This is a genomic window from Niveibacterium sp. COAC-50, from assembly GCF_013184235.1.
GTDB lineage: Bacteria > Pseudomonadota > Gammaproteobacteria > Burkholderiales > Rhodocyclaceae > Niveibacterium > Niveibacterium microcysteis.
The window spans coordinates 491,665-514,146 of the sequence record NZ_JABCJM010000002.1; the positions used below are offsets into that span (position 1 = coordinate 491,665).

General features: G+C 67.0%; 19 protein-coding genes and 1 riboswitch. Of the genes, 11 read left to right on the forward strand and 8 right to left on the reverse strand.

From position 1 onward, the window contains the following. Nucleotides 1–17 precede the first annotated feature (17 nt). On the forward strand, nucleotides 18–1,265 hold the full coding sequence (locus HH302_RS09740; RefSeq protein ID WP_172201722.1) for a cystathionine gamma-synthase family protein: 1,248 nt from the start codon (nucleotides 18–20) through the stop codon (nucleotides 1,263–1,265). 54 nt (nucleotides 1,266–1,319) lie between these two features. Here HH302_RS09740 and dapA read toward each other — a convergent pair whose 3' ends face one another. The 3 genes from dapA to HH302_RS09755 all read right to left on the reverse strand — a co-directional run bounded on the left by dapA (nucleotide 1,320) and on the right by HH302_RS09755 (nucleotide 6,669). Continuing rightward, nucleotides 1,320–2,210, reverse strand: a complete 891-nt coding sequence (gene dapA / locus HH302_RS09745; protein WP_172201724.1) for a 4-hydroxy-tetrahydrodipicolinate synthase — start codon at nucleotides 2,208–2,210, stop codon at nucleotides 1,320–1,322. A 355-nt stretch (nucleotides 2,211–2,565) separates the two neighbouring features. Next, the gene (locus HH302_RS09750; protein WP_216661853.1) at nucleotides 2,566–5,196 is read right to left on the reverse strand and encodes a S53 family peptidase; all 2,631 of its coding nucleotides are present in this window, start codon (nucleotides 5,194–5,196) and stop codon (nucleotides 2,566–2,568) included. Between the two features lie 88 nt (nucleotides 5,197–5,284). Continuing rightward, a riboswitch (cyclic di-GMP riboswitch) is annotated at nucleotides 5,285–5,371 on the reverse strand. Nucleotides 5,372–5,544: 173 nt separating this feature from the next. Beyond that, nucleotides 5,545–6,669: a S1C family serine protease gene (locus HH302_RS09755; protein WP_172201726.1), complete on the reverse strand. Its 1,125-nt coding sequence runs from the start codon at nucleotides 6,667–6,669 to the stop codon at nucleotides 5,545–5,547. 163 nt (nucleotides 6,670–6,832) lie between these two features. Between HH302_RS09755 and HH302_RS09760 the strand changes: the two genes are divergently transcribed. From HH302_RS09760 to groL, 5 genes are all read left to right on the forward strand, one after another. Beyond that, the gene (locus HH302_RS09760; RefSeq protein ID WP_216661854.1) at nucleotides 6,833–7,270 is read left to right on the forward strand and encodes an Hsp20/alpha crystallin family protein; all 438 of its coding nucleotides are present in this window, start codon (nucleotides 6,833–6,835) and stop codon (nucleotides 7,268–7,270) included. Nucleotides 7,271–7,281: 11 nt separating this feature from the next. Further along, nucleotides 7,282–7,650, forward strand: a complete 369-nt coding sequence (locus tag HH302_RS09765) for an Hsp20/alpha crystallin family protein (protein ID WP_172201728.1) — start codon at nucleotides 7,282–7,284, stop codon at nucleotides 7,648–7,650. A gap of 84 nt (nucleotides 7,651–7,734) precedes the next feature. After that, the gene (locus tag HH302_RS09770; RefSeq protein ID WP_216661855.1) at nucleotides 7,735–8,358 is read left to right on the forward strand and encodes a hypothetical protein; all 624 of its coding nucleotides are present in this window, start codon (nucleotides 7,735–7,737) and stop codon (nucleotides 8,356–8,358) included. Between the two features lie 174 nt (nucleotides 8,359–8,532). After that, nucleotides 8,533–8,847: a co-chaperone GroES gene (groES, locus tag HH302_RS09775; protein WP_172201730.1), complete on the forward strand. Its 315-nt coding sequence runs from the start codon at nucleotides 8,533–8,535 to the stop codon at nucleotides 8,845–8,847. Between the two features lie 34 nt (nucleotides 8,848–8,881). After that, nucleotides 8,882–10,510, forward strand: coding sequence for a chaperonin GroEL (gene groL, locus HH302_RS09780; RefSeq protein ID WP_172201732.1), 1,629 nt, complete (start codon nucleotides 8,882–8,884; stop codon nucleotides 10,508–10,510). A gap of 83 nt (nucleotides 10,511–10,593) precedes the next feature. Here the strand turns inward: groL and HH302_RS09785 are convergent, their stop codons facing one another. The 4 genes from HH302_RS09785 to HH302_RS09800 form a co-directional block, all read right to left on the reverse strand. Further along, the gene (locus HH302_RS09785; protein WP_216661856.1) at nucleotides 10,594–12,324 is read right to left on the reverse strand and encodes a phospholipase D-like domain-containing protein; all 1,731 of its coding nucleotides are present in this window, start codon (nucleotides 12,322–12,324) and stop codon (nucleotides 10,594–10,596) included. Nucleotides 12,325–12,427: 103 nt separating this feature from the next. Next, the gene (locus tag HH302_RS09790) at nucleotides 12,428–13,156 is read right to left on the reverse strand and encodes an ABC transporter substrate-binding protein (protein WP_172201734.1); all 729 of its coding nucleotides are present in this window, start codon (nucleotides 13,154–13,156) and stop codon (nucleotides 12,428–12,430) included. Nucleotides 13,157–13,261: 105 nt separating this feature from the next. Further along, entirely contained in the window at nucleotides 13,262–14,860 is a 1,599-nt protein-coding gene (locus tag HH302_RS09795; protein WP_172201736.1) for a GGDEF domain-containing protein, read from the reverse strand. 112 nt (nucleotides 14,861–14,972) lie between these two features. Next, on the reverse strand, nucleotides 14,973–15,875 hold the full coding sequence (locus HH302_RS09800) for a LysR family transcriptional regulator (RefSeq protein ID WP_172201738.1): 903 nt from the start codon (nucleotides 15,873–15,875) through the stop codon (nucleotides 14,973–14,975). Nucleotides 15,876–15,991: 116 nt separating this feature from the next. On the opposite strand from HH302_RS09800, the gene HH302_RS09805 reads away from it, so the two are divergent. Both HH302_RS09805 and HH302_RS09810 read left to right on the forward strand, forming a co-directional pair. Beyond that, complete coding sequence (locus tag HH302_RS09805) at nucleotides 15,992–16,714, forward strand: SDR family oxidoreductase (RefSeq protein ID WP_172201740.1); 723 nt, start codon at nucleotides 15,992–15,994, stop codon at nucleotides 16,712–16,714. An 11-nt stretch (nucleotides 16,715–16,725) separates the two neighbouring features. Continuing rightward, the gene (locus tag HH302_RS09810) at nucleotides 16,726–17,394 is read left to right on the forward strand and encodes an NAD(P)H-dependent oxidoreductase (RefSeq protein WP_172201742.1); all 669 of its coding nucleotides are present in this window, start codon (nucleotides 16,726–16,728) and stop codon (nucleotides 17,392–17,394) included. Between the two features lie 45 nt (nucleotides 17,395–17,439). Here HH302_RS09810 and HH302_RS09815 read toward each other — a convergent pair whose 3' ends face one another. Then, a complete protein-coding gene (locus HH302_RS09815; RefSeq protein ID WP_172201744.1) occupies nucleotides 17,440–18,339 on the reverse strand; it encodes an AraC family transcriptional regulator in 900 nt (299 codons plus the stop codon). A 142-nt stretch (nucleotides 18,340–18,481) separates the two neighbouring features. On the opposite strand from HH302_RS09815, the gene HH302_RS09820 reads away from it, so the two are divergent. The 3 genes from HH302_RS09820 to HH302_RS09830 all read left to right on the forward strand — a co-directional run bounded on the left by HH302_RS09820 (nucleotide 18,482) and on the right by HH302_RS09830 (nucleotide 22,323). After that, nucleotides 18,482–20,602 (forward strand): glycoside hydrolase family 52 protein, encoded by a 2,121-nt coding sequence (locus HH302_RS09820; RefSeq protein WP_172201746.1) that lies wholly within the window; start codon nucleotides 18,482–18,484, stop codon nucleotides 20,600–20,602. Further along, the gene (locus HH302_RS09825) at nucleotides 20,599–21,681 is read left to right on the forward strand and encodes an endo-1,4-beta-xylanase (protein ID WP_172201748.1); all 1,083 of its coding nucleotides are present in this window, start codon (nucleotides 20,599–20,601) and stop codon (nucleotides 21,679–21,681) included. The genes HH302_RS09820 and HH302_RS09825 overlap by 4 nt, the downstream gene beginning before the upstream one ends. A gap of 207 nt (nucleotides 21,682–21,888) precedes the next feature. Further along, nucleotides 21,889–22,323, forward strand: a complete 435-nt coding sequence (locus HH302_RS09830) for a PsiF family protein (RefSeq protein ID WP_172201750.1) — start codon at nucleotides 21,889–21,891, stop codon at nucleotides 22,321–22,323. The last annotated feature ends 159 nt before the right edge of the window (nucleotides 22,324–22,482 follow it).

The following is a 22,482-nucleotide window of genomic DNA, read 5'->3' on the forward strand; positions in this document are numbered from 1 at the left end:
CCAGACCCCCGACGATCATGAGCAAACCCGATCCCGCCCGCTGGGGCTTCACCACCCGTACCGTTCACGGAGACCGTCTCGGCGGTGTCGAACACGGTGGCATCCACAAGCCAATGCACACCTCGGTGCAGTACGGCTACGCCAACGCGGCCGAACTGATCGGCGTCTTCAAGGGCGAGATTGCCGGCTTCAATTACGCACGCCAGGGCACGCCCACCGTGGCCGCGCTGGAAGCCTGCGTCAATCGCATGGAAGACGGCCGCGGCACGATCTGCTTTGCCACCGGCATGGCTGCCATCGTTGCGGTGTTCACCACATTACTGAAGGCGGGCGATCACCTGATCGCCAGCAAGTTCGTGTTCGGCAACACCAACAGCGTGCTCGGCACCCTGCAGGGCCTCGGCATCCGCGTAAGCATGGTCGACGCGACCGACGCAGCCGAGGTGGCAGCCGCTGTAACCCCGCAGACCCGCATGGTGTTCGTCGAGACGATTGCCAACCCGCGCACCCAGGTCGCCGACCTCGCCGGCATCGGTGCGGTGTGCAAGGCACATGGCCTGATCTACGTGGTCGACAACACCGTCACCTCGCCCTGGCTGTTCAAGCCCAAGGCGGTGGGCGCCTCGCTGATCATCAATTCGCTGACCAAGTCGATCGGCGGCCACGGCAACGCGCTGGGCGGCGCAGTCACCGACACCGGGCTGTTCGACTGGTCGAACTATCCGAACATCTTCGAGGGCTACCGCAAGGGCAACCCGGCCACCTGGGGGCTCGGGCAGATCAAGAAGAAGGGGCTGCGCGACCAGGGCGCGGCGCTGTCGTCCGAAGCCTCGCACCACCTGGCTGTGGGCGCCGAAACGCTCGGCCTGCGCATGAATGCGACCAGCGCCAATGCACAAGCCCTCGCCGAAATGCTGGAAGCCCACCCCGCCGTGCGTCGCGTGTACTACCCTGGTCTCGCGTCACACGCGCAGCATGCTCGCGCGCAGGAACTGTTCTGCGGCAATAGCTGGCTGCTCGCCTTCGAGCTGAAGGACGATGCCGACTGCCTGCCCTTCATCGACCGCTTGACCCTGCCGATCATCGCCACCGGCCTCGGTGACACCCGCACACTGATCATCCCGGTCGCCCACACGATCTTCTGGGAGATGGGTGCCGAGAAGCGCGCCGAAATGGGCATCGCCGAATCGCTGATCCGCGTGTCGGTCGGCATCGAAGACCAGCAGGACATCCTGGACGACTTCAAGCAGGCGCTCGGCGACTGAAGCGCAGTTGCGGCATCGTGCCCCGCCAGCCGCGCAGCACGATGCCGATTTGCTTCAGCCGCCAAGGCTGGCAACACAACGCTGAAGCGTTGCGTGTACTTCCCGCAGCCGCCCGCGCAGCGCCTCGGTCGCCGGCACGAAAGGCAGCCTGACATCGGCCTCGCACCACCCGAGCTCAGCCAGCAAGGCCTTCAAGGGCGCGGGGTTGGGTTCGGCGAAGAGCGCGCGGGTCAGCGGCAGCAGCGCCACTGCAATGCGCCGTGCGTCGACGAGCTGACCGTCACGCAAACGCGCATGCATGCGCACATGCAGCGCCGCCTCGATATGCGCCGACGCCGCGATGGTGCCGTGCGCGCCGGCACACAGTGCGGCGAAGTTCTGCGCGTCGTCGCCGGAAAGAACCCGCAGCGGTGTCTCGTGCACCAGCCGCAACAGGCGCTCGACGCTGCCGCCGCATTCCTTGATACCGACGACGCGCGGATCGCGCGCAAGCGCCTGCAAGGTCTCCAGCTCCACATTCACCGCCGTGCGATAGGGGATGTTGTAGACCAGCACGGGCAGATCGGCCGCTTCGACGATCGCTTCGAAATGCCGCTGCACGCCGTCCTGTGTCGGGCGCACATAGGTTGGCGGTGTGACCAACAAACCCTCGGGCCGCAGCGCAGCGAGATGGCGCGCCTGGGCGACGGCTGCCTGCGTGGCGGCCTGCGACACGCCGAGTACGATCGGCAACGATGGCGCTGCGCCACGCAGCGTCGCGAACACCGCGGCCTGCTCGTCAAGGCCGAGCAGCGCGCCCTCACCCGTCGTCGCACCCGCGACCAAGCCGGCGATGCCTTGTGCGGCCAGGTGCCGCGCCAGACGCGCGAGCGCCGCATGGTCGACGGACTCGCCGCTGAACGGCGTGATGATGGGGACCCAGATACCTTCGAAACGTGATTGCATGAATGGCCTCATTCAGAACGGATTGAAGAGCCGTTCCGCCGGAAGGGTTCCGGAGCGGGGCAGAAGATACAGATGCAACACGTGAGCGACCCCGTCCGGCATTCCGCCCGACGGGACGCGACATCCCCGTCAGCGGAGAAGTCGTTTTTTGGATTTCAGCCCGAGCGCGCACACGCACGCCGCCGCAGTCGCGGGGCTTGCCTGAAGACGATTCGGGAAACGCAGGTGCATGGCGTCGGGGATTAGGGCTGAGGCGCCATTCTGACCGAAGTGCGCCCGCCACGGGGGCGCGTGTTGCACACGCGCCAATTCGCGGACGGCGGCCAGCGCTTTGCCAGCGCGGCCGCCGCTGCGGCTACTTCGCGTTGATCGTGATCGGCATGCTCGCCTGCGAGGTGCGGCCCGCGGCGTCCCTGACCGTGATGTTCAGCAGGTAGCTGCCCGTCACTGGCTTTGCCCAGTTCAGCATGATCGACTGACCGCTGAGCGAGAAGGCAACCCCCAGCGGCACACCGGTGATGGTCACCGACATGGCACCGCCAGACACATTCGAGATGCCGATGGTGCCGTTCAATGGCTTGCCGGCCACCCCGGTCAGGGCCGGGGCGGTAATCGTCGGGCCCGCCGGTGCGCTGGCAATCGTGACCGTGAAGACCCCCTTGCCGCTCAGACCAGTCTTGCTGTCCTTCGCGGTTACGGTGACGGTGTAGGTGCCGGCAAGCGGACTGGCCCAGCTCACCACCCCGCTCGCGCTGATCGCCATGCCGGCCGGCGCGCCGGCCAGCGTGTAGACCACCGGGTTGCTGGCAACCGCGGCGGCACTGAACGAGAGCGGCGTGCCGACCTTGCCGCTGATGGCGCCCGATGGCACGGCCGGCGCCGGCTGTGCCGCGATCTTCACACTCAGCACGCCTTGGCCGGTCAGGCCGGTCTTGCTGTCTTTCGCGGTCACCGTCACCGTGTAAGTGCCCAACACCGGGCTCGCCCAGGTGACGACACCTGTGCTGCTGATCGCCATCCCGGCCGGGGCGCCTGTAAGCGCGTAGCTCACCGGGTTGCTCGCCGTTACAGCAACGCTGTACGAGAGCGGCGTACCCACCATGCCATTGACGGTCGCGGCGGTCACCGCCGGCGGCAGCGGCGCCTCGATCTTGACGGTGTAAACGCCTTGGCCGCTGAGCGCTGTCTTGCTGTCCTTGGCGATCACCGTCACCGCATAGCTGCCGAGCACCGGCGTCGCCCAGCTCACCACACCCGCAGTGCTGATCGTCATGCCAGCCGGAGCGCCGCTGAGCGTGTACGTCACCGGATTGGTCGCGCTCACCGTAACGCTGAAACTGAGAGGCGTACCGACCTTGCCGCTGATCGACGCCGGCGACACCACAGGCGCCTTCGCGACCGCGCTGCTACCCGCGAGCGTGCTCAGCAGGCTCGATACGTTCGGCGTACCCAAGCCGGTGAGCTGGTCATACCCGGTCCGCGCGAAGCAGCTTGCGCAGGTTCCGTGCGAGCCCTGAGCAACGTCGGCGAACACCGATGCATAGGTTCCGGGAATTGCACCGATCTGCCCGTACAGCGACGCATGCGGCGCGCCGACCAGGGTCTTGCCGTTTTGCAGCCGCATGGCATTGGCCACCGCCAGCACGCCGGCCCACTGCGGTGTCGACAGGCTGGTGCCGCCCGCGCTGATCCAGTTGACCGTCGAGCTACCCGGCGGAATCACCGCCACGAACTGGCCCGTCGAAGGATCAGCATTGAAGGCCACATCGGCAACCCCGCGGCGCGGCAGGCTGCCAACCCCCGGCACCGCGCTCGCCTGGTAGGACGGCGTCGGCACATACGCGCTGATACCACCGCCGGTGCCGGACCAGGCGATCTCGGTTCGCGTGCCCGAACCGGTGTAGGTGAGCGAGGTGCCGCCGACGGCCACCACGTTGGTCGATACCGCTGGCCACGACACCGCGGCGCCGGAATCGCCGGTGGCGGCGAGGTAGGTCATGCCGGTGCCGGTGAATGCCGAGTCGACCGAACTCGTCCAGTTGCCCTCGGTGGCACCGAAGCTCATCGACACCACACCGGGGCCCATCGTGTTGGCAAGGCGAACCGCGCCGACCAGGCTGTTGAGCGACGGGTCGGGCGCTTCGATCAGCACGATGCGCGCCAAGGGCGCCGTAGCGTGCGCCCATTGAACATCCAGCGTGATCTCGGTTGCCCAGCCGGAATCGAAGGCCGGCGCGGCATTTGTCAGCACGCCGCTGGCGTTGCTGTAGGCCACCACCAGCGCGCAGCCGTCGGTGGCGGCCGGGGCGGGCAAGGGCAGTGCGGTGCTTGTCGTGAGCGTACGGCTGGTGCAGCTCGGCAGGCCGAACTTCTGGTTGAACGCATTGAGCTCCGCGGCGACATTCGGATCGTGATACGCATCGACGATGTAGATCGTCTGGCCGGCACCCAACTGGGCGGCCTGCGCGGAGGTCAGTGCGGTGCCCGCAGCGGGCAGCGCGGGTAAACCATAGGCGGCGCGGATCTGTGCCGGCGTGTAGGTGGACACCGCGGTGCTCGATGCCATCGGCGTGACCGACCCATCGGCATTGAGCGGCTGCACGCTGCGCTCCTGCATCCGGCGCGCGGTGAGCAGGGATTCCACCGTGAGGCGGCGGCTGCTCATGGCTGCCTGCGTCGCAGGCACGTACTGGGCACGGGGGCGGATCAGCGCCGATGCGCTGTTGTCGATCGCATCACGGTCGTCCGGCTCGTCGAGCAGCACCGGGGCGACGTGAAACGCCGGCTGCGCTAGCTGGTCCGCGGCGGTCGCCGGCACCGTTTCGGCGGGCACCTCGATCGTCGTTTCGGTCAGCACGACCGGCTGGGCTGCCGGCGCGCTGTTTGCGCCGTCGCCAGCGCCGCCGCATGCGGCAAGCAGCAGCGATGCGGATGCCGCCAGCAGCATGCCGCGTTGCGACGCCTTAAGTCGGGAAATTCTCTTCATGGCCACTCCAGGTTCAAGTCACGGAGGGCCGATTGGCGACAACGCCGGTGCGCGCTTTGCGCAGTGTCGCCGGTGATCACCGGCGGGCGTTGGCAACCCCGCTACCGTAGCGCTTGTGCGCCGTAGGCCGGAGGCTTTGCGTCCCCGCCTTTCGACGGGTTTGCCCTCACTGATGTGTGTGCGACGCCGCCAAGCAATGCTGGCAGCTCACGTCACGTATTCAGCGTAAGAAATCGCGGCGCGAATAGGAAGGTCGGCTGTGTGGACTTGTGTGTCACCGAGCCGTGATGCGGCTTTCCGCGGCGATACATGCCTGAGCAACAAGCGCATCACGGCGCCGTATGCGGCTCAGCGCGGAGTGCGCACCGGCACCACGACCGATTTACCCTGCCGTGTCACGGTGAGCTGCACCTGCGCCGCGCCGCGGCGGTCGTCGAGCAGGGCAAGCAGCTTGTCGACCGATTCGATCGGCTTGCCATCCACCGCGGTGATCACGTCGCCGATGATCACCGAACCGTTCGCGGTGAAGCCCACGCCACGCAGGCCGGCCACCTCGGCGGCGGAGCCGCGTTCGACCTTGACGACGAACACGCCGCGCATGTCGAACATGCGGGCGAGCCGCGCGTTGATGCGCTCATCCAGCTCCAGGCCGAGGTTGGGGCGCTCGTAGCGGCCGCTGCGGATCAGCTCCGGCACCACGCGGTTGACGGTATCGGCGGGCACCGCGAAACCGATGCCGGCGCTCGCCCCGCTGGGGCTGTAGATCATCGTGTTGATGCCGATCAGCCGGCCGGCCGAATCGAGCAGCGGGCCACCGGAGTTGCCGGGGTTGATCGCGGCATCGGTCTGGATCAGATGGTGGATCGCGCGCCCATCGTCTTCACCCAAGGAACGATCCAGCGCCGAAACGATGCCGCTGGTGAGCGTCCAGTCCAGGCCGAAGGGGTTGCCGATCGCGAACACCTTCTGCCCGACGCGCAAGTCGCCACTGCTGCCGAGCGGAATCGGCGCGAGCCGCTTATCACCGAGCTTGATGCGCAGCACCGCGATGTCGTGCTCGGGGCTGGCGCCGACCAGCGTGGAGCGGTAGTCCGTGCCGTCGGCGAGCCGCACCGTCGCTTCGCTCGCGCCCTCGATGACGTGGTAGTTGGTAACGACGTAACCGGATTCGTCCCACAGGAAGCCGGAGCCACTGCCCTTCGGCACGGTCATCACGTTGCGGGTCCACAGGTCGCGTACCCGTTCGCGCGTGGTGATGAACACCACCGCGTCGCGGCTGCGCTCGAACAGGGCGATCGTGGCCTTTTCGTCCGGCTGCAATTCGCCGCGGGGGGTGACGGCTCGTGGCGTGGCCGCGTTGCCGGCCACGCGCGCCAGCAGATCGGGCGCGACCATCGTCGCTGCCGAAGCAAGCACGGCGCCCGCAAGCAGCCAGCCCCAACGCTGCAATCCCTGGTTTCGCTGCCCTGCCATGTGCGTTCTCCCGTTCGGGCTGCGCCCCTTCGCGCGCCTGGTCGCGTGTGATGTGGCGGCGCACCGTGCGAACTTCAAGTGCTTGAATCGTAGCGGCCCAACCCCCATTTTTGGTCCATGGGCCGCCATGCCGGCGCGCCGTGAGGACGACAAGGAGACATCCATGATCTACCGGAGTTTCATCCCCCGCGAAGTGCTTGCCCAGCTGGACCGGCTGCAGCGCGAACTCCAGCCCACCGAGCGTTCGTCGAGCATCCGCGGTGCCGCGCAGGGCAGCTTTCCGCCGATCAACATCGGCAGTACCGCCACCGCCGTTGAGCTGTACGCATTCGCGCCGGGCATCGACCCCGCCACGCTGGATGTGCAGATCGAACGCGGCGTGCTGACGCTGTCGGGCGAACGCAAGTCCGATCTGCCGTCAGCGGATCAAAAGGCCACGGTGCACATCGGCGAGCGCTTCAGCGGCCGCTTCCGCCGCGTGGTCACGCTGCCGGACGACATCGACGCCGGCGCGGTGAGCGCCCGTTACCGCGACGGGCTGCTGCATGTCAGCGTACCGCGCCGCGTTGCCGAACAACCGCGCAAGATCGAAATCCTGTGAGGAGCCCCGCCATGACCCAGGCCACCCCCAACACCGCCGCACGTGAAGACGATGTGCTGATCCCTGCTGTCGACGTGATCGAAGATCCGCAGGGCATCCTGCTGATCGCCGACCTCCCCGGCGTGCCGAAGGAGCACCTCAACATCCAGGTCGATGGCGACTTGCTGACGCTGGAAGGCGCGATCGCGCTGCCGGCACCGCAGGGCATCACGTCGATCCATGCGGAAGTCGAGGCGCCGCGCTTCCGCCGCGCCTTCACGCTGTCGCGCGAACTCGATGCCGAGCGGGTTGAGGCGGAGCTGCGCCACGGCGTGCTGCGGCTGCGGATTCCGAAGAAGGCGCATGCGCAGCCGCGCCGCGTCGAGGTCCGTATCGACTGACCCCACACCCGGCCCGCCCCGCTTCACGGCGCGGGCCGGTTTTGCTAGCGTTATCGGCCTGACTTCTGCAATCAGGGAGGTCTTGTGTCGATCCTCGATAGCATCCTCGGGCAGGCGCAACCGCTGCGCATGCCGCTCTTCGCGGTGAGCCTCACCGCACTGCCCCACGCCAACACCCCCGTCCTGCTCGGCCTGCACTGGCACGCATTCCGGCGCGACGCCGGGCAGCGCGACGCGCCGCTGCGTGCGGTGCCGCTGTCACTGCTGCAACTCAATCCGCACTGGCGCGCACTCGCCGAGCTTGAACACGAAGTGCTCGATGCCGCGTGGCAATTGGGCGCCTGGTCGCTCGACCGCGACGAGCACCGCGCCTGCAACACCGTGGGCGCGCCCGGCGCCGAGGCGCTGGCCTGCCGACGCGCGTTTGCCGACCCGGTGTTGTGGGCCGAACGCGACGACGATCTGCCGGTGGAATCCGCCCCCGATCGTGAGGCGCTGATGCATCGGGCCGGTGACGTGGGTTATGTGCAGTGGCAGTTCCGACCGGTATCGGGCGGCATCTGGCCGAGTGCGGACGGCGACGACACGCTGCGCGCCGATGGCCGCCGCGAGCCGCCCTGCCCGGTGACGCCCCAGCCCCCGCACGGCGACGGCAACCGCCACATGAGCTATCGCCTGGGCCGCACGGCACGCCTGATCTTGCGCTGAAGGCCTTGTCGCGCAAGGGCGGCGCGCGATGTTGCGCAACCCTCTTGAAAGCCGGAATTTCGCTCCTACATCGGCTGTTGCCGGCACACCCGGCCGGGTTGGTCGCCGCGTTCGAACGCGGCGGGCGCACCCGTATCCCTTCCTGGTGATCTGAATCGTAAAAGGAGAAAGGACATGAAACTCCGTCCCCTTAATGACCGGATTATCGTCAAGCGGATCGAAGCTTCGCGCACGACGGCATCCGGCATTGTCATCCCCGATACCGCCTCCGAGAAACCGGTGCAGGGCGAAGTCATCGCCGTCGGCCCCGGCAAGACACTGGACAACGGCAACCTGCGCGTGCCGGCGGTAAAAGCCGGCGACCGTGTGCTGTTCAGCACCTACGCCGGCCAGACGGTGAAGCTCGATGGCGAGGAGTACCTGGTCGTCCGCGAGGACGAGGTGCTCGCCATCATCGAAGCCGCGGCCGACCTGAAGAAGGCCGCCTGAGCCATCCCCCGTTCAAGACAATCAGGAGTCAGACATGGCAGCCAAGGACGTCAAGTTCCATGAGAACGCCCGTGCCCGCATTCTGAAGGGCGTGAACACGCTGGCCGATGCGGTGAAGGTCACCCTCGGCCCGAAGGGTCGCAACGTCGTGCTCGCACGCAGCTTCGGCGCACCGGTGATCACCAAGGACGGTGTGTCGGTCGCCAAGGAGATCGAACTGAAAGACCGGTTCGAGAACATGGGCGCGCAGATGGTGAAGGAAGTGGCCTCGAAGACCGGTGACATCGCCGGCGACGGCACCACCACCGCCACCGTGCTGGCGCAGGCGATCGTCAAGGAAGGCATGAAGTACGTGACCTCCGGCATGAACCCGATGGATCTCAAGCGCGGCATCGACAAGGCGGTGAGCGCCGTGGTCGCCGAGCTGCAGACGCTCTCCAAGCCGATCACCACGAGCAAGGAGACCGCCCAGGTCGGCACCATCTCGGCCAACGCGGATGAGTCGATCGGCAAGATCATCGCCGACGCGATGGACAAGGTCGGCAAGGAAGGCGTGATCACCGTCGAGGACGGCAAGAGCCTTGAGAACGAACTCGACGTGGTCGAGGGCATGCAGTTCGACCGCGGCTACATCTCGCCCTACTTCATCAACAACCCGGACAAGCAGACCGCGGTGCTTGAAGATCCGCTGATCCTGCTGCACGACAAGAAGATCTCCAATATCCGCGACCTGCTGCCGGTGCTCGAAGCCGTCGCCAAGGCCGGCAAGCCGCTGCTGATCATCGCCGAGGATCTGGAAGGCGAAGCGCTCGCGACCCTGGTGGTCAACAGCATGCGCGGCGTGCTGAAGGTGGCCGCGGTGAAGGCGCCGGGCTTCGGCGACCGTCGCAAGGCAATGCTCGAAGACATCGCGATCCTCACCGGCGCGACGGTGATCTCGGAAGAGACCGGCCTGCAGCTGGAGAAGGCGACGCTGGCCGAGCTGGGCCGCGCCAAGCGTGTCGAGGTGCAGAAGGAAGCCACGCTGATCATCGACGGCGCAGGCGACCAGGCAAAGATCGAAGCGCGGGTGAAGACGATCCGCGCCCAGATCGAGACCACCACCAGCGACTACGACCGCGAGAAACTGCAGGAGCGTGTCGCCAAGCTCGCCGGCGGTGTCGCGGTGATCAAGGTGGGTGCTGCGACCGAAGTCGAGATGAAGGAGAAGAAGGACCGCGTCGACGACGCGCTGCACGCGACCCGTGCGGCGGTCGAGGAAGGCATCGTGCCGGGTGGCGGCGTGGCGCTGCTGCGTGCGCGCAGCCGCATCGAATCGCTCAAGGGCGACAACGCCGACCAGGAAGCCGGCATCCGCATCGTGATGCGGGCGCTGGAAGAGCCGCTGCGCGCCATCGCCGCGAATGCCGGCGACGAGCCCTCGGTGGTCGTCGCGAAGGTGCTCGAAGGCAAGGGCAACTACGGCTACAACGCGGCAACTGGCGCCTACGGCGATCTGGTGGAGATGGGCGTGATCGACCCGACCAAGGTCACGCGCACTGCGCTGCAGAACGCCGCCTCGGTCGCCGGCCTGATCCTCACCACCGACGCAACGGTCGCCGAAGCGCCGGCCGACGAGAAGCCGGCCCGCTCGCCGGCTGATATGGCCGACGCCGACTACTGATCCATGATGCGGCCGCCGCCCGGCGGCCCGTCATTCGCCCTTTGGCCACCGTTCGCGGTGGCCTTTTTTGTTCTGCCGCGGGCCTACGCAAACAGCTCGCGATCGCGGCGCTTGAGCGGGTCGCTGTAGTACCGCGCCCACCACGCTTCCTCACCGGGGGCGCGCGGCGGTTTGGCGAGTTGCAGCGCACGCCGTGCGGCCCGGGCGCGCTGCTCGACCACGCGGAAGTGGTAGTGATCGAAGATGCGCAACGCTTCGATCATGTAGCTCGTTGCGATGCGCCGATCGCGGATGCACAGCAGGTTCTCGCCGTTGGCGCTGTCAGCAGCGACCGAGAAGTTGTACGAGCCCATGTAGACGCGCGCCGAGGGCTTGTCGAAATCGATCACGACGAACTTGTGATGCATGCGCGTGCCCCAGTTGCCGGCAAGCCCCGTCGGTTCCGATTTGAACGGCTCCGGCACCTTGCCACTCAGCGCCGCCGCGTGCACCGGCGCGATGTTGCCGCCAGGGCGTTGCAGGTCGATGCCCGCAAGGCGCCCCTTCACCGCGCGATCCGAGATCCCATACACAAAACGGTCGGGCCGGCTGGTGAGCTGCGTGATCGCGTCCTGAATCGGGCCTGGCGTCTGGTACAGGAAGGCGAGTGAGTAGAACAGGCTGGAACGGGCCTTCGCGATATCGGCCGCGATTGCGTCGAGGCAGCCCGCACTGGTCGCGTGCGGCGAGAAGGTGACACGCGCATCGACACCGTCGAGCCCCAGACTCTGCCAGCCCGCAGGCGGCATCGCGGCGAAGTCCGCCGCCTTGTCGCTCGCCCAGTAGGCCTCGAACGCGGCTTGAAAGGGAGTGATTGCCGCGGCGCCGCGCACCAGGATCGCGTTGTTGGATTGCACGTACAACCCGCGCCAGCTGAAGTTGGTCGAGCCACACACGGCCGCTTTCACCTGTTCGCCATCGACCACGATCGTCTTGTTGTGTTGCAGCCCGCCAAGGTGGTGCCGCTTCACGTTGGCCGCGCCGGCAGAAAGGCGCAAGCGTGCAGCGACCTGCGATTCGGCGGACTCCGCTTTCGCATGCGAAGCGCTGTCGTCGATCACGATGCGCAGGCGCGGGCCAAGCGCTTCAAGCCTTCGCACGATATCCGGCTCGCAGATGTCGTAGGCGACGACACACACCTTGGCCGTCGGGTCACGCAGCACTTCGTCGAGCAGTTCGATGACCGTGCTGCGCGCTTCAAAGCCCATCCACGCGAGCGCCTCCGCCGCTTTCGGATGCGACGGCACGAAGCCCAGCCCACCCTCGCTCGACGGCGGTATCAGCGTATCGAGGCCCTCCGCGCCCTTGCAGTAACGATCGACAAACGCCTGCGAGGACACGAAGCCGCGGGTGAAGGCGACATTGAGCTGGCCAGGGTAGGTTTCGCGGCGGAGCGCAATCTCGGCCTCCTGCGGAATGCCGTAGCTGAGCTCGTCCTGCGCGTTCATGAAGACCGGCGTGACCCGGTAGGCGAACGCGCCCGGCAGATCGGCGTTGCGCGGCACATGCACCCAGCGGAACATATGCAGCGGCGACAGCCGGCTGCTCAGGCTGCTGGCCCTGACCTTGCCATCCGGTCGCGGGAATCCAATGCGGTTATGCAGCGCAAAGTAGCGATCCCTGCCCGGCTCCCGGTACTCCACCGCGAAGCCGACGAAGTCGGCAGGTGGCGGACCATTTCGCCAGTTCATCGCAAGCAGGGCCATGCCTTCGCCGCGATGGATCTTCAGCGTGAATGCTGCGTCTTTGTTTCGGCCGATCACCTGATAGCTCACCGCTTCGCCCCCAGAAAGGATTTCGCCACCTGTTGGTATAGCGGCGGGCGGACAGGCTGCCAAGCGAACAATTCACCTTTTGCCGCAGCGTGCCTGGCGGGCTTCAGCGATACCGGTCCAGCAGGCGTGCGATGGCGTGTTCGCGCACCAGATCCGCCGCCGCACGCTGGATCTTTGCGGCGTTGATGCGCGAGCGAGGCGAGATGCCACAGGCCGGTTCGAACACCGGTTGCATCAGCGGTGGATGGATCGCGACGCTGCTGCCGCTCTGTTTCAGGTAGTAACGAAAGCTCAGTTCGTTCACCAGCGCGTAGTCGTTGTAACCACGGAGAAACTTCTCGATGTTGGCACGCATCGAGGGCGCATCGTCACGCTCCAGCCGCGCCTGCACCGCGGGCGGCGGGTCCACGTAGACATAGCCCTGCACCATGCCGACTCGCTTGCCGGCGAGCTCCTCCATCCGCCGCACCGGCGGCTGGCTGCTGCGCACGACCAGCCAGCCTCGATCCTGAAACAGCGGCACCGTCCAGATCAGCACCGCGCTGCGCCACGCCGGCGTCTGGTTGCAGGCGACGTCGACCTCACCGGTCGTCAGCGCAGTGTCGAGCCGCTTGCTCGGCAGCACACGGTATTCGGGCGTACGCCCGATGCGCGCCGCGAGCGCATCGCCAATGTCCTTGAGCAAGCCGCTCTTGAGCGTATCGCCCCGGATCTCGGCAATCGGAAGGTGGTTTTCGGCGGTGACGGCGAACACGATTCGGTCCGCCGCGCACGCTGGCGAAGCCAACGCGCAGCACAGCAGCAGGGCGCGCAGATTCCTGTGCAGGCTCAAACGGACACTCCGGGATTGTGGGGGGACGCGGCACCGCTCACGGTGCCGCGATGGGCATGCTAACGCAGCCCGCAATCCAAGCCCCGGCAGCTTTGTGCGGCGACGCTAAGCCTCGTCCGGCGCGGCGACCACGCAGTTGCGGCGCTGCTTGGCGGCACGCGCGAGCGCGCTGACGCGATCGAAGAGGCGCACGGCGGTGGTTTCCGAGCCGCGCTGCACCACCCCGACGCTGGTCGTGACGCGCACCAGCCGGCCATCGCTGGCGACGATCTCGAGTTGTTCGGTGTGCTGGCGGATGCGCTCCGCCACTTCGACCGCCTCCTGCAACTCGGTGTCGGGCAGCACCAGGCAGAACTCCTCGCCACCGTAGCGCGCCGACCAGTCGATCGTACGCACGCTGCGTTCGAGGATGCCGGCAAAGGCGCGCAGCACGGCATCGCCGGTCGGCCAGCCGTAGGTCATGTTGATGTCGTGGAAGTGGTCCAGGTCGAGGAACACCAGCGACAAGGCACGATGATTGCGCCGCGCGGCTTCGAGTTCGCGCTCGACATGCTCGTCGAGGTAGCGGCGGTTGTGCAGGCCGGTCAGCGCGTCGTGATAGGCGTCGCGCGTGGCTTCGCTCATCAGCCTGCGCCCCATCAGCGTGATCAGGCTGGTCACCCGCTCGGTGACCACGCGGGTCACGTTCTCGAAGTGGTCGATGCGCAGATCCTTGCCCTCGCGCGCAAGGCTTTCGGCCAGCTCGTCGGCCACCACCAGCCGACCGCGGCCGTCGCCCTTGGCGCGGTAGAGCGCCTGATCGGCGGCTTCGAGCAGATCCTCCAGCCCGAGCGATGCGTGCGCCAGCGCCAGCCCGCCGCTGATCGACAGCGGCGTCACATCGCGCTGCGCCGGCGCCGTTGGCACCGCGGCACGCCAGAACTCGCGATGGCGCAGGCGCGACGCATGCGCATCCTGCGGGCCGCCGGTCAGGATCGGGAAGCGGATCGTGCAGAAGTGTTCGATGAAGCGGCGCGCATCGCGGGTGACCGCTTTTTCGTCCTGCCGCTTGAGCATCACGACAAACTCGCCGCCGCCAAAGCGCGCGATCAGGTCGTCTGGCGCAAACCACTCGCGCAGGCAATCCGCGAGGAAGACAAGGATCTCGTCGCCGGCCTCATGGCCATAGCTGTCATTGACCTGCTTGAGGTGATCGACATCGAGCAGCAGCACGCCGATCGCGCCCTCGCCATCCACCTGATTCCGTGCGAGTTTTTCCGCGCGTTCCTGCCAGGTACGGCGGTTCAGCAGCGCGGTGAGGCGGTCGTAGTACACCTGCGCCAATTGTTCGGATTCGCGCCGCTCTAGCCGCAGCAGACGCTTCACACGCCACGCAAGTTCGACCGGCGCCGCGCTGGCGGCCATCACGTCGTGCAGGCTGCCGGAATCGCCCCGCTCGTCGAGAAAACGTTGCACCAGCGCAGCATGGGCCGCATCGCGCATGACGATCAGCGCCGGCCGGCTACCCGCATGCAGCGTGCGCTTGAGACCCTCGATGCCGTCCATCAGGTCGGCGCGGATCACATACACCGCGTCCGGGTGCTGTGTCTGCAAGCCCGGCGCGATGCACTTGACCTCATGCCCCGCCAGCCGCAGCAGATCCGCCCTGATCGCATCCGGATGTTCGACGCCGTCGGGCGTCACCCAATACACCTTGGCCTGCACTGCCGTTCTCTCCCTCTGAGCCCGCCGGTCGCCCAACACGGCTTTCGAACCAGGCTAGGGTAACGGCATGAAGATCTCGCGACTTGATGCAAACCATGCGATATGACGTTCGTCAGTCATCTGTCATTGCAGTCGCCAGCGCATCGCGCAGCCAGATCTGCGCCGGGTCGGCGTGGGCGCGGGCGTGCCAGCCCATCAGCACCGAGAAGCCGGCGACTTCGCAGGGCGGGGCGAGCACTGCGAGGCGGTCGGACCATGCGCGTGCGAGGCGTGCGGGGACCGTGGCGACGAGGTCGGCGCCGGCCAGCACGCCGGGCACCAGGAGGAAGCTGTTGAGCGAGATCGCGACGCGGCGGCTGCGCCCGAGGGTGGCGAGCGTGTCGTCCACGGTGCCGTGAAAGCCGCCACCGGTCGGCGAGACCAGAACATGGTCGAGCGCACAGAAGCGGTCGAGATCGAGCGGTGCGGCGGCGGCGGGGTGATCGCGGCGCATCACGCACAGGAAGCCTTCGTCGTAGAGCGGCCGCGCGCGCAGCGTGGCCGGCATGGACGGGCGTGCGGCGAGCATCAGGTCGATCTCGCCGGCGGCCATCAACTCAACGGTGTTGCGCGCATCAAAGCCGATCAGCGCGAGGCGGCAGCCCGGCGCGATTAGCGGCAGGCGGGCGGCGAGCCGCGCCGTGGCAACGCTGTGGATCGCATCGCTCGCGACGATGCGGAAGGTGTGCTGCGCGCTGGCGGGGTCAAAGCCACGGCCGGCTGCGACCAGGCCTTGCAGCTCGCCGAGCAGGTTGCGCAAGGGTTCGCGCAGGGCCTCGGCGCGCTCGGTGGGCGTCATGCCACGCGCGGCGGGGATCAGAAGCGGATCGCCGAAGGCATCGCGCAACTGCCGTAACTGCGCGGACAGCGCCGGCTGCGAGAGGCCGAGACGGTTGGCGGCGCGGGTGACGTTGCACTCGGCAAGCAGTACGTCGAGGGAAACAAGCAGATTCAGATCGAGCCGGGGCGGAATCATGGGTCTCCGATGAGGTATCCAATTTTCGGATGGCTCGTATCACGATAATCCATTTCTCCGATGGTTGGCACAGCCCTACAGTGGGTACATCGACCACACGCACTCGGAGTTCCACGATGTCTCTCGCACAGCAACGCATTCTCATCATCGGTGGCAGCAACGGCATGGGCCTGGCCGCCGCACAACGCCTTGGCCGCGCCGGCGCCGAGGTGTTCATCGCAGGCCGCTCGCAAGCCAAGCTCGACGCAGCACTGGGCCAGATCGAAGGCCGCGCGACCGGCGTGGTCGCGGACTTCACCGACGCGGCATCGCTCGCCGCCGCCGCGGGACGCATCGGCCGCCTCGATCACCTGGTGCTGGCTGCGTCGAGCAACGCCGCCTGGGGCCCCTTTGCGCACACCAGCGCCGATGCGCTGCGCCAGGCGATGGAGGGCAAGCTGATCGGTTACTGGCAGAGCCTTCAGGCAATGCTGCCCATCCTGCGCGGTGATGGTTCGGTGGTGATGCTCAGCGGCGCCGCGTCGCGTACCGCAATGCCCGGCACGGCCGGCCTTGCCGCGGTGAACGGTGGCATCACGCAGATGGCGCAGACGCTGGCGAAGGAACTCGCACCACTTCGGGTGAACGTGGTGTCGCCCGGCCTGGTCGACACCCCCGCCTACGACGGCCTGCCCGCGGAAGCCAAGCAGGGCATGTTTGCCGGCGCCGCGAAGAGCCTGCCAGCCGGCCGCACCGGCACCAGCGAGGACATCGCCGCCGCGATCGAATTCCTGCTCGACAACGGCTTCACCACTGGCGCGCTGCTCGATGTCGACGGCGGCGCCCGCATGAGCCTGTGAGGACGCACGCGATGAACATCCTGATCGTGTTCGCCCACCCGGAGCCGAAGAGCTTCAACGGCGCGCTGTTCGACACCGCGGTGGAGACCCTGCGCGCCGCCGGCCACACCGTGGCGACCAGCGACCTCTACCGCATGGGCTTCAATCCGGTATCGGACCGCCACAACTTCAACACGGTGAACGACCCGGCCTTCCTGAAACTGCAACTGGAGGAGCTGCATGCGGCCGAGACCCGCGGCTTCGCGCCGCAACTGGAAGCCGAAATCGCCAAGGTGGAAGCGGCGGACCTGATGATCTGGCAGTTCCCGCTGTGGTGGTTTGGCCTGCCGGGGATTCTGAAGGGTTGGGTCGACCGCGTGTTCGCGATGGGACGCGCCTACCGCTATGGCCACATCTACGACACCGGCGTGTTCCGCGGCAAACGCGCGCTGCTGTCGCTGACCACCGGCGGGCCGCAAGAGGCCTACACGGCAGACGGCTTCAACGGCGACCTCGACGCGATCCTGCGGCCGGTGCAACGCGGCATCCTCGAATTCACCGGCTTCTCGGTACTCGCGCCGCAGGTGCATTACCAACCGGTGCGCGTCGAACCCGCGCAGCGTGAGGCCTGGCTCGCAGATTGGGCGACGCGTTTGCGCAACATCGAGAACGAGACGCCGATTCTCGTCGGGCGCTACTGATCTGCAACGCGGCGGCACCGGTAACGCCGCCGCGCCCGTGCCGCGTCAGAGGCCTTGCGAGCGGCGGTACTGCAACGGCGAAACCCCGCACCAACGTTTGAACTGGCGCGAGAAGTGCGCCGCATCGGTATAGCCCAAGGCCTCGCCGACCGCGGCAATCGCATAGCGCGAATCACGCAGCAGCTCGCATGCCCGCTGCAGCTTGATGCGCGAACGGTACTGCCGCGGCGCCACGCCGTACACACGCGAGAACAGTGCCTGGCCGTGTGCCGCGCTGTAGCCGGTTCGGCGGATCAGGGTTTCGATCGGCTCTTCGCTGTGCGGCGCGGCGACCTGCGCCTCGATCCAGCGCGCGAGTCGCCCCACCGCCTGCAGATGCGCCGGCGGTGGCGTGCTGCTGCCCGCGCCGTGCGCTTGCAAGCCGCTCGCAAGCGCGGCCAGCAATTCGCACAGCAAGGCCATGGTGCTCAAGCGCGCACCGGGGCCATCGAGCAAGCCATCGCGGGTGCAGGCAATCAAGCGCTCGATCACCGGCGCCACCGCGTTGCAGACCGGGCTGCCGGCCCGCAGCACCGTGGTGCCGGCCAAGCACAGCAGTTGCCGCAGCCCGGGGTCGTCCACATCGAAATGCAGGCACCAGTAGGCCATCTCGCCCAGCCCTTCGTTGCGGCTCGCATGTGCCTCGCCGGGCGTGATCAGCAGCAGGTCGCCCGGCGCCTGGCTCATCGCTGCAGTCGCGGTCTCAATGCGCTGGCGACCGCTCACCAGATAGTTCAGCTCGAACTGGCGGTGCTCATGCTCGGGGTAGTGCCAGCGGCCGCGCACGCGGCGGAAGTGCGCACCGCTGACAGCAAAGCTGCCGTTCATGTCGGGCAGATAGGCGCTCTCGCACGCTGCGCTGAGCGGATGCGCCGTGTCGCGATTGCTGTTTTCGAACCGGATCATGTTCATGACCGCATGATAACGTTTTCAGATTTATGGTCCAATGGTGGCCAGAATCCGGAAAAAGGGCAAGCGCCCCCCGCCACGGGGCATCGGCCCTGCGCCGATCGGGGATTAACCTGCCGGGCAAAGGAGCAGCAAAGCCATGTCTGATTTCAGTTTCATCAACGCACACCATTCCCCCCTCGGGGCCTTTGCCAGCTTTACCTTGGGCTTCCCCGGCCCGAACGGAGGCTTCGATCTGGAGCGCGCCCAGCCGCCTTGTGAAGAGGTTTTTGTCGGCCTCGAGAGCGCCGAGCAGGAAAACGTTTTCTGCGCGTTGCCCTTCACCCGCGATACCCGCAAGGACGAATCTGCGCGCTTTTCCTCTGCGCATAGCGAGATCCAGGAAATCGGCGACCGCGTGCGCCTGGAAACCTTCGCCGCCGGGCAGATCCGGCGCGAATTCGGCATTGCCACCGATACCTGGCATGCCGGCGACTTGCGCTTTTCGCTGATTTCGCCGGCGCTGTCGGCACCTGATCCGGATACCGCAGACGAGGCCAGCCTGAAAGCCGCGCTGGTGCCGGCGATCTATGCCGAAATCGAGGTCGACAACCGCGCCGGGCGGCGCGCACGACGCGTGGCCTTCGGCTATATCGGCAACGACCCATATCGCGGCATGCGCCATATCGCGGGCGAAGGCTTCGTCGGTGTCGGCCAGGGGCGCGAAGTTGCGCTGATGACCAACGCACCTGGCGCATGGAGCGGCATCGGCTTCCACCCGGCCTTGATCCTCGGCGAAGCGCACCCGGAGAACCGCGTCTGGGCGCTCGGGCAATGCGGCCTGCTGGTCGCCGAAGCCCCGGCCGGTCAGATCACGCGAATCCGCTATGCGATCGCGTTCCACCGCGCCGGCATCGTGACCACCGGGCTCGATACGCAATACCTCTACAACCGCTGGTTCAACAGCGTGGAATCGGCCGGCGCGTTCGCGCTGTCACGCTTCGACGCGGCACAGGCGGAAGCGGCGGCGCACGAAGCGCGCCTTGCGCAAAGCCGCTTGTCGCAAGCGCAGCGCCTGATGCTGGCCCACGCTACACGCGCCTACGTCGGCTGCACGCAGCTGCTCGAACACGAGGGCCGCCCGCTGTGGGTGGTCAACGAAGGCGAGTACCGCATGATGAACACCTTCGATCTGACGGTGGATCACCTGTTCCACGAACTCGCGCTGCACCCCTGGGCGGTGCGCAACGTGCTGGATCTGTACCTCGCGCGCTACAGCTATGTCGATCAGGTCGCGCTGCCGGGGCAAGCGCCCGTGCCGGGCGGGCTGTCCTTCACGCATGACATGGGCGTCGCCAACGCCTTCTCGCCGATCGGGCATTCGTCATACGAGCGCGGCGGGCTCGCCGGCTGCTTCTCGTACATGACGCAGGAACAGCTGTGCAACTGGTTGCTGTGCGCCGGGGTGTATATCGAAGCGCAGGGCGACGAGGCCTGGCTCGCCGCCCAGGCGGGCACGTTGGCGGCGTGCCTCGACAGCCTGCTGCAGCGCGATCACCCGGACGCCGCACAGCGCGACGGCGTGATGCACGCCGACAGCAGCCGTTGCCTCGGCGGTGCCGAGATCACCACCTACGACAGCCTCGACACCTCGCTCGGGCAATCGCGCGCCAACACCTACCTTGCCGGCAAATGCTGGGCCGCTTACCTGATCCTCGAACGGCTGTTCGCCCGCCTCGGCGATGCCGCACGCGCCGAGCAGTCGGCCACCCAGGCGCGCCGCTGCGCCGACACGCTGGTCGCGGCCGTAGCGCCAGACGGCAGCCTGCCCGCACTGCTGGAGCCGGACAGTGCCGGCTTCCACTCGCGCATCATCCCGGCGATCGAGGGCCTCGCCTACCCGTGGTTCGCCGGCCGCCGCGACGCCTGCCAGGCTGACGGCCCCTACGGCGACTATGTGCGTGCGCTCGCCCGCCACCTCGATGCCGTGTTGAAGCCTGGCATCTGCCTGTTCCCGGATGGCGGCTGGAAGCTCTCGTCGAGCAGCGACAATTCCTGGCTCTCGAAGATCTACCTGTGCCAGTTCGTCGCGCGCGAAATCCTCGCGCTGCCGGCCAGTGCCACCGCACAAGCCGACGAAGCACACGCCGCCTGGCTGAGCGACCCGCGCAACGCGTTCTGGAGCTGGTCTGACCAGATCGAAGCCGGTGTCGCAATCGGCAGCAAGTACTACCCGCGCGGCGTGACTGCCACGCTATGGCTCGGAGAGCGCACATCATGAAACGCTGGCTTGCCGCGATTCCGCTTTGCCTTGGCGCGTTCAGCGCCGCCGCGCAAACGCAACCTGACTCACTCGCCCAGGCCTGGCAGGGCATCTTCAAGGTCGGTGCGGCGATCTCGCCCGGCCAGGTGATGTACGGCGGCACGCTGATCGAACAGCAGTTCAACATCATCGTGGCCGAAAACGCGATGAAGGCGGGCAGCCTCGCGCGCGCCGGTGAAGGCCAGTACGACTTCACCACCGCCGACGCGATGGTCGACTGGGCGCTGGCACACAAGGTCGCCGTGCGCGGCCACACGCTGGTGTGGCACAACCAGTCGGTCGACTGGATGTTCGACGATGGCCACGGCGGCACCGCCAAGCGGGAAGTCGTTGTCGCACGACTGCGCAAGTACATCCACGATGTGGTCGGCCACTTTCGCGGCCGCGTATTCGCGTGGGACGTGGTGAACGAAGCCTTCGTGCCGGACGAACCCGGCACCGAACAGGTCGCGGGCTGGCGCAACAGCGCGTTCTACCGCGTGATCGGCCCGGACTTCATCGCGCTTGCCTTCCAGTTCGCGCATGAAGCCGACCCGCAGGCGCTGTTGTTCTACAACGACTACAGCACCGAGCACCCGGCCAAGCACCAGATGATCCTTGCGCTGATTCGCGACCTGCAGGCCAAGGGCATTCCGATCCACGGCATCGGCCATCAATCGCACTACACGATCGCGCAGCCGGCGGACTTCAAGGTGCTCGAACAGCACATCGTGGACATCGGCAAGCTCGGCCTGACCAACCACATCACCGAGCTGGATATCAGCCTGCATCGCGATATTAAAGTCAGCAGCGCCGACGACGCCACGCCGGAACTGCTCGCGCTGCAGGCGCAGCGCTACAGCGATCTGTTCGCGATGTGCGCACGCCAGCGCGACAAGGTCTCGGCAGTGCTCACCTGGGGCATCTCGGACGCCGGCTCATGGTTGCGCCAGTGGCCACAAGCGCGCTTCGACGCACCGCTGCTGTTCGACGACGACATGGAACCCAAGCCCGCCTTCGACGCACTGATCAAGCTCGGCAAGGCCAGCCCACGCTGAGCGCGTGACGTCGTGACCCAGCCAACGCAAGAACTCGCGATGCCACGCTGGCTCTCGAATCAGCAACGTGATAACGTTTTCATAGCCTGGGCATCAAGGTGCGGCGGGACGCGGATAACAAAGTTGGCGGAAGGTGAACCCGGCATCAGCCGGCGCGCCCGCCCCCACGCTCAAGGCCATCCAGAAACCAAAGCAAGGAGACGTTTCATGAGAAGTCAGCTCGCCATTCTGGCTCTGCTGCTGGGTAGCACCGCCCTGCCCGCCGCGGCCGACGAAGTCCCGACCGAAACCCTGAACGCATGCCAGACCGCCGCCAACGCCAAGAAGCTCAAAGGCGAGGCGTTCAACAAAGCGGTTGGCGACTGCATCGCGAAAGCCCGCCCGGCCAACCCGGCCGTCACCCCGGCCGCCGTGCCGCAAGAGAAGAAGCAGAAGTGCGGTGCCGCCGCCAATGCCAAGAAGCTCAAAGGCGCTGAGCGCGAAGCCTTCATGAAGCAGTGCTTCGAATCAGGCGTCACCACCGGCGATTCCTCCGCCGCGGTGCCCGCCGAACTCAAGGCCGCCTGCGACGCCGAAGCCAACCAGCGCAAGCTCAAGGGTGCAGACCGCAGCAGCTTCGTCGCCGAATGCGAGAAACGCTGAACGCCTAGCACCCCGCAAGAGCGCCTCGCGTACGGGCGCGGTGCTCTTGCCTCACGCAGGCCGCGCAACGCGGCCCCACAGCGCGCACGCGCTGCGCGCGCCGCACCGTGCCGTCCATCCGCGCACTAGAATGCAGGCCCTGCCCTGCAACGCAAACGC

What these genes read in the sequence shown, in the direction of transcription:
- HH302_RS09815 (WP_172201744.1), bottom strand. Translation starts at nt 18,339, where the DNA reads ATGATCCGGTTCGAAAACAGCAATCGCGACACGGCGCATCCGCTCAGC.
- HH302_RS09830 (WP_172201750.1), top strand. Translation starts at nt 21,889, where the DNA reads ATGAGAAGTCAGCTCGCCATTCTGGCTCTGCTGCTGGGTAGCACCGCC.
- HH302_RS09750 (WP_216661853.1), bottom strand. Translation starts at nt 5,196, where the DNA reads ATGAAGAGAATTTCCCGACTTAAGGCGTCGCAACGCGGCATGCTGCTG.
- HH302_RS09740 (WP_172201722.1), top strand. Translation starts at nt 18, where the DNA reads ATGAGCAAACCCGATCCCGCCCGCTGGGGCTTCACCACCCGTACCGTT.
- HH302_RS09800 (WP_172201738.1), bottom strand. Translation starts at nt 15,875, where the DNA reads ATGATTCCGCCCCGGCTCGATCTGAATCTGCTTGTTTCCCTCGACGTA.
- HH302_RS09755 (WP_172201726.1), bottom strand. Translation starts at nt 6,669, where the DNA reads ATGGCAGGGCAGCGAAACCAGGGATTGCAGCGTTGGGGCTGGCTGCTT.
- groES (WP_172201730.1), top strand. Translation starts at nt 8,533, where the DNA reads ATGAAACTCCGTCCCCTTAATGACCGGATTATCGTCAAGCGGATCGAA.
- HH302_RS09765 (WP_172201728.1), top strand. Translation starts at nt 7,282, where the DNA reads ATGACCCAGGCCACCCCCAACACCGCCGCACGTGAAGACGATGTGCTG.
- dapA (WP_172201724.1), bottom strand. Translation starts at nt 2,210, where the DNA reads ATGCAATCACGTTTCGAAGGTATCTGGGTCCCCATCATCACGCCGTTC.
- HH302_RS09760 (WP_216661854.1), top strand. Translation starts at nt 6,833, where the DNA reads ATGATCTACCGGAGTTTCATCCCCCGCGAAGTGCTTGCCCAGCTGGAC.
- groL (WP_172201732.1), top strand. Translation starts at nt 8,882, where the DNA reads ATGGCAGCCAAGGACGTCAAGTTCCATGAGAACGCCCGTGCCCGCATT.
- HH302_RS09805 (WP_172201740.1), top strand. Translation starts at nt 15,992, where the DNA reads ATGTCTCTCGCACAGCAACGCATTCTCATCATCGGTGGCAGCAACGGC.
- HH302_RS09810 (WP_172201742.1), top strand. Translation starts at nt 16,726, where the DNA reads ATGAACATCCTGATCGTGTTCGCCCACCCGGAGCCGAAGAGCTTCAAC.
- HH302_RS09820 (WP_172201746.1), top strand. Translation starts at nt 18,482, where the DNA reads ATGTCTGATTTCAGTTTCATCAACGCACACCATTCCCCCCTCGGGGCC.
- HH302_RS09825 (WP_172201748.1), top strand. Translation starts at nt 20,599, where the DNA reads ATGAAACGCTGGCTTGCCGCGATTCCGCTTTGCCTTGGCGCGTTCAGC.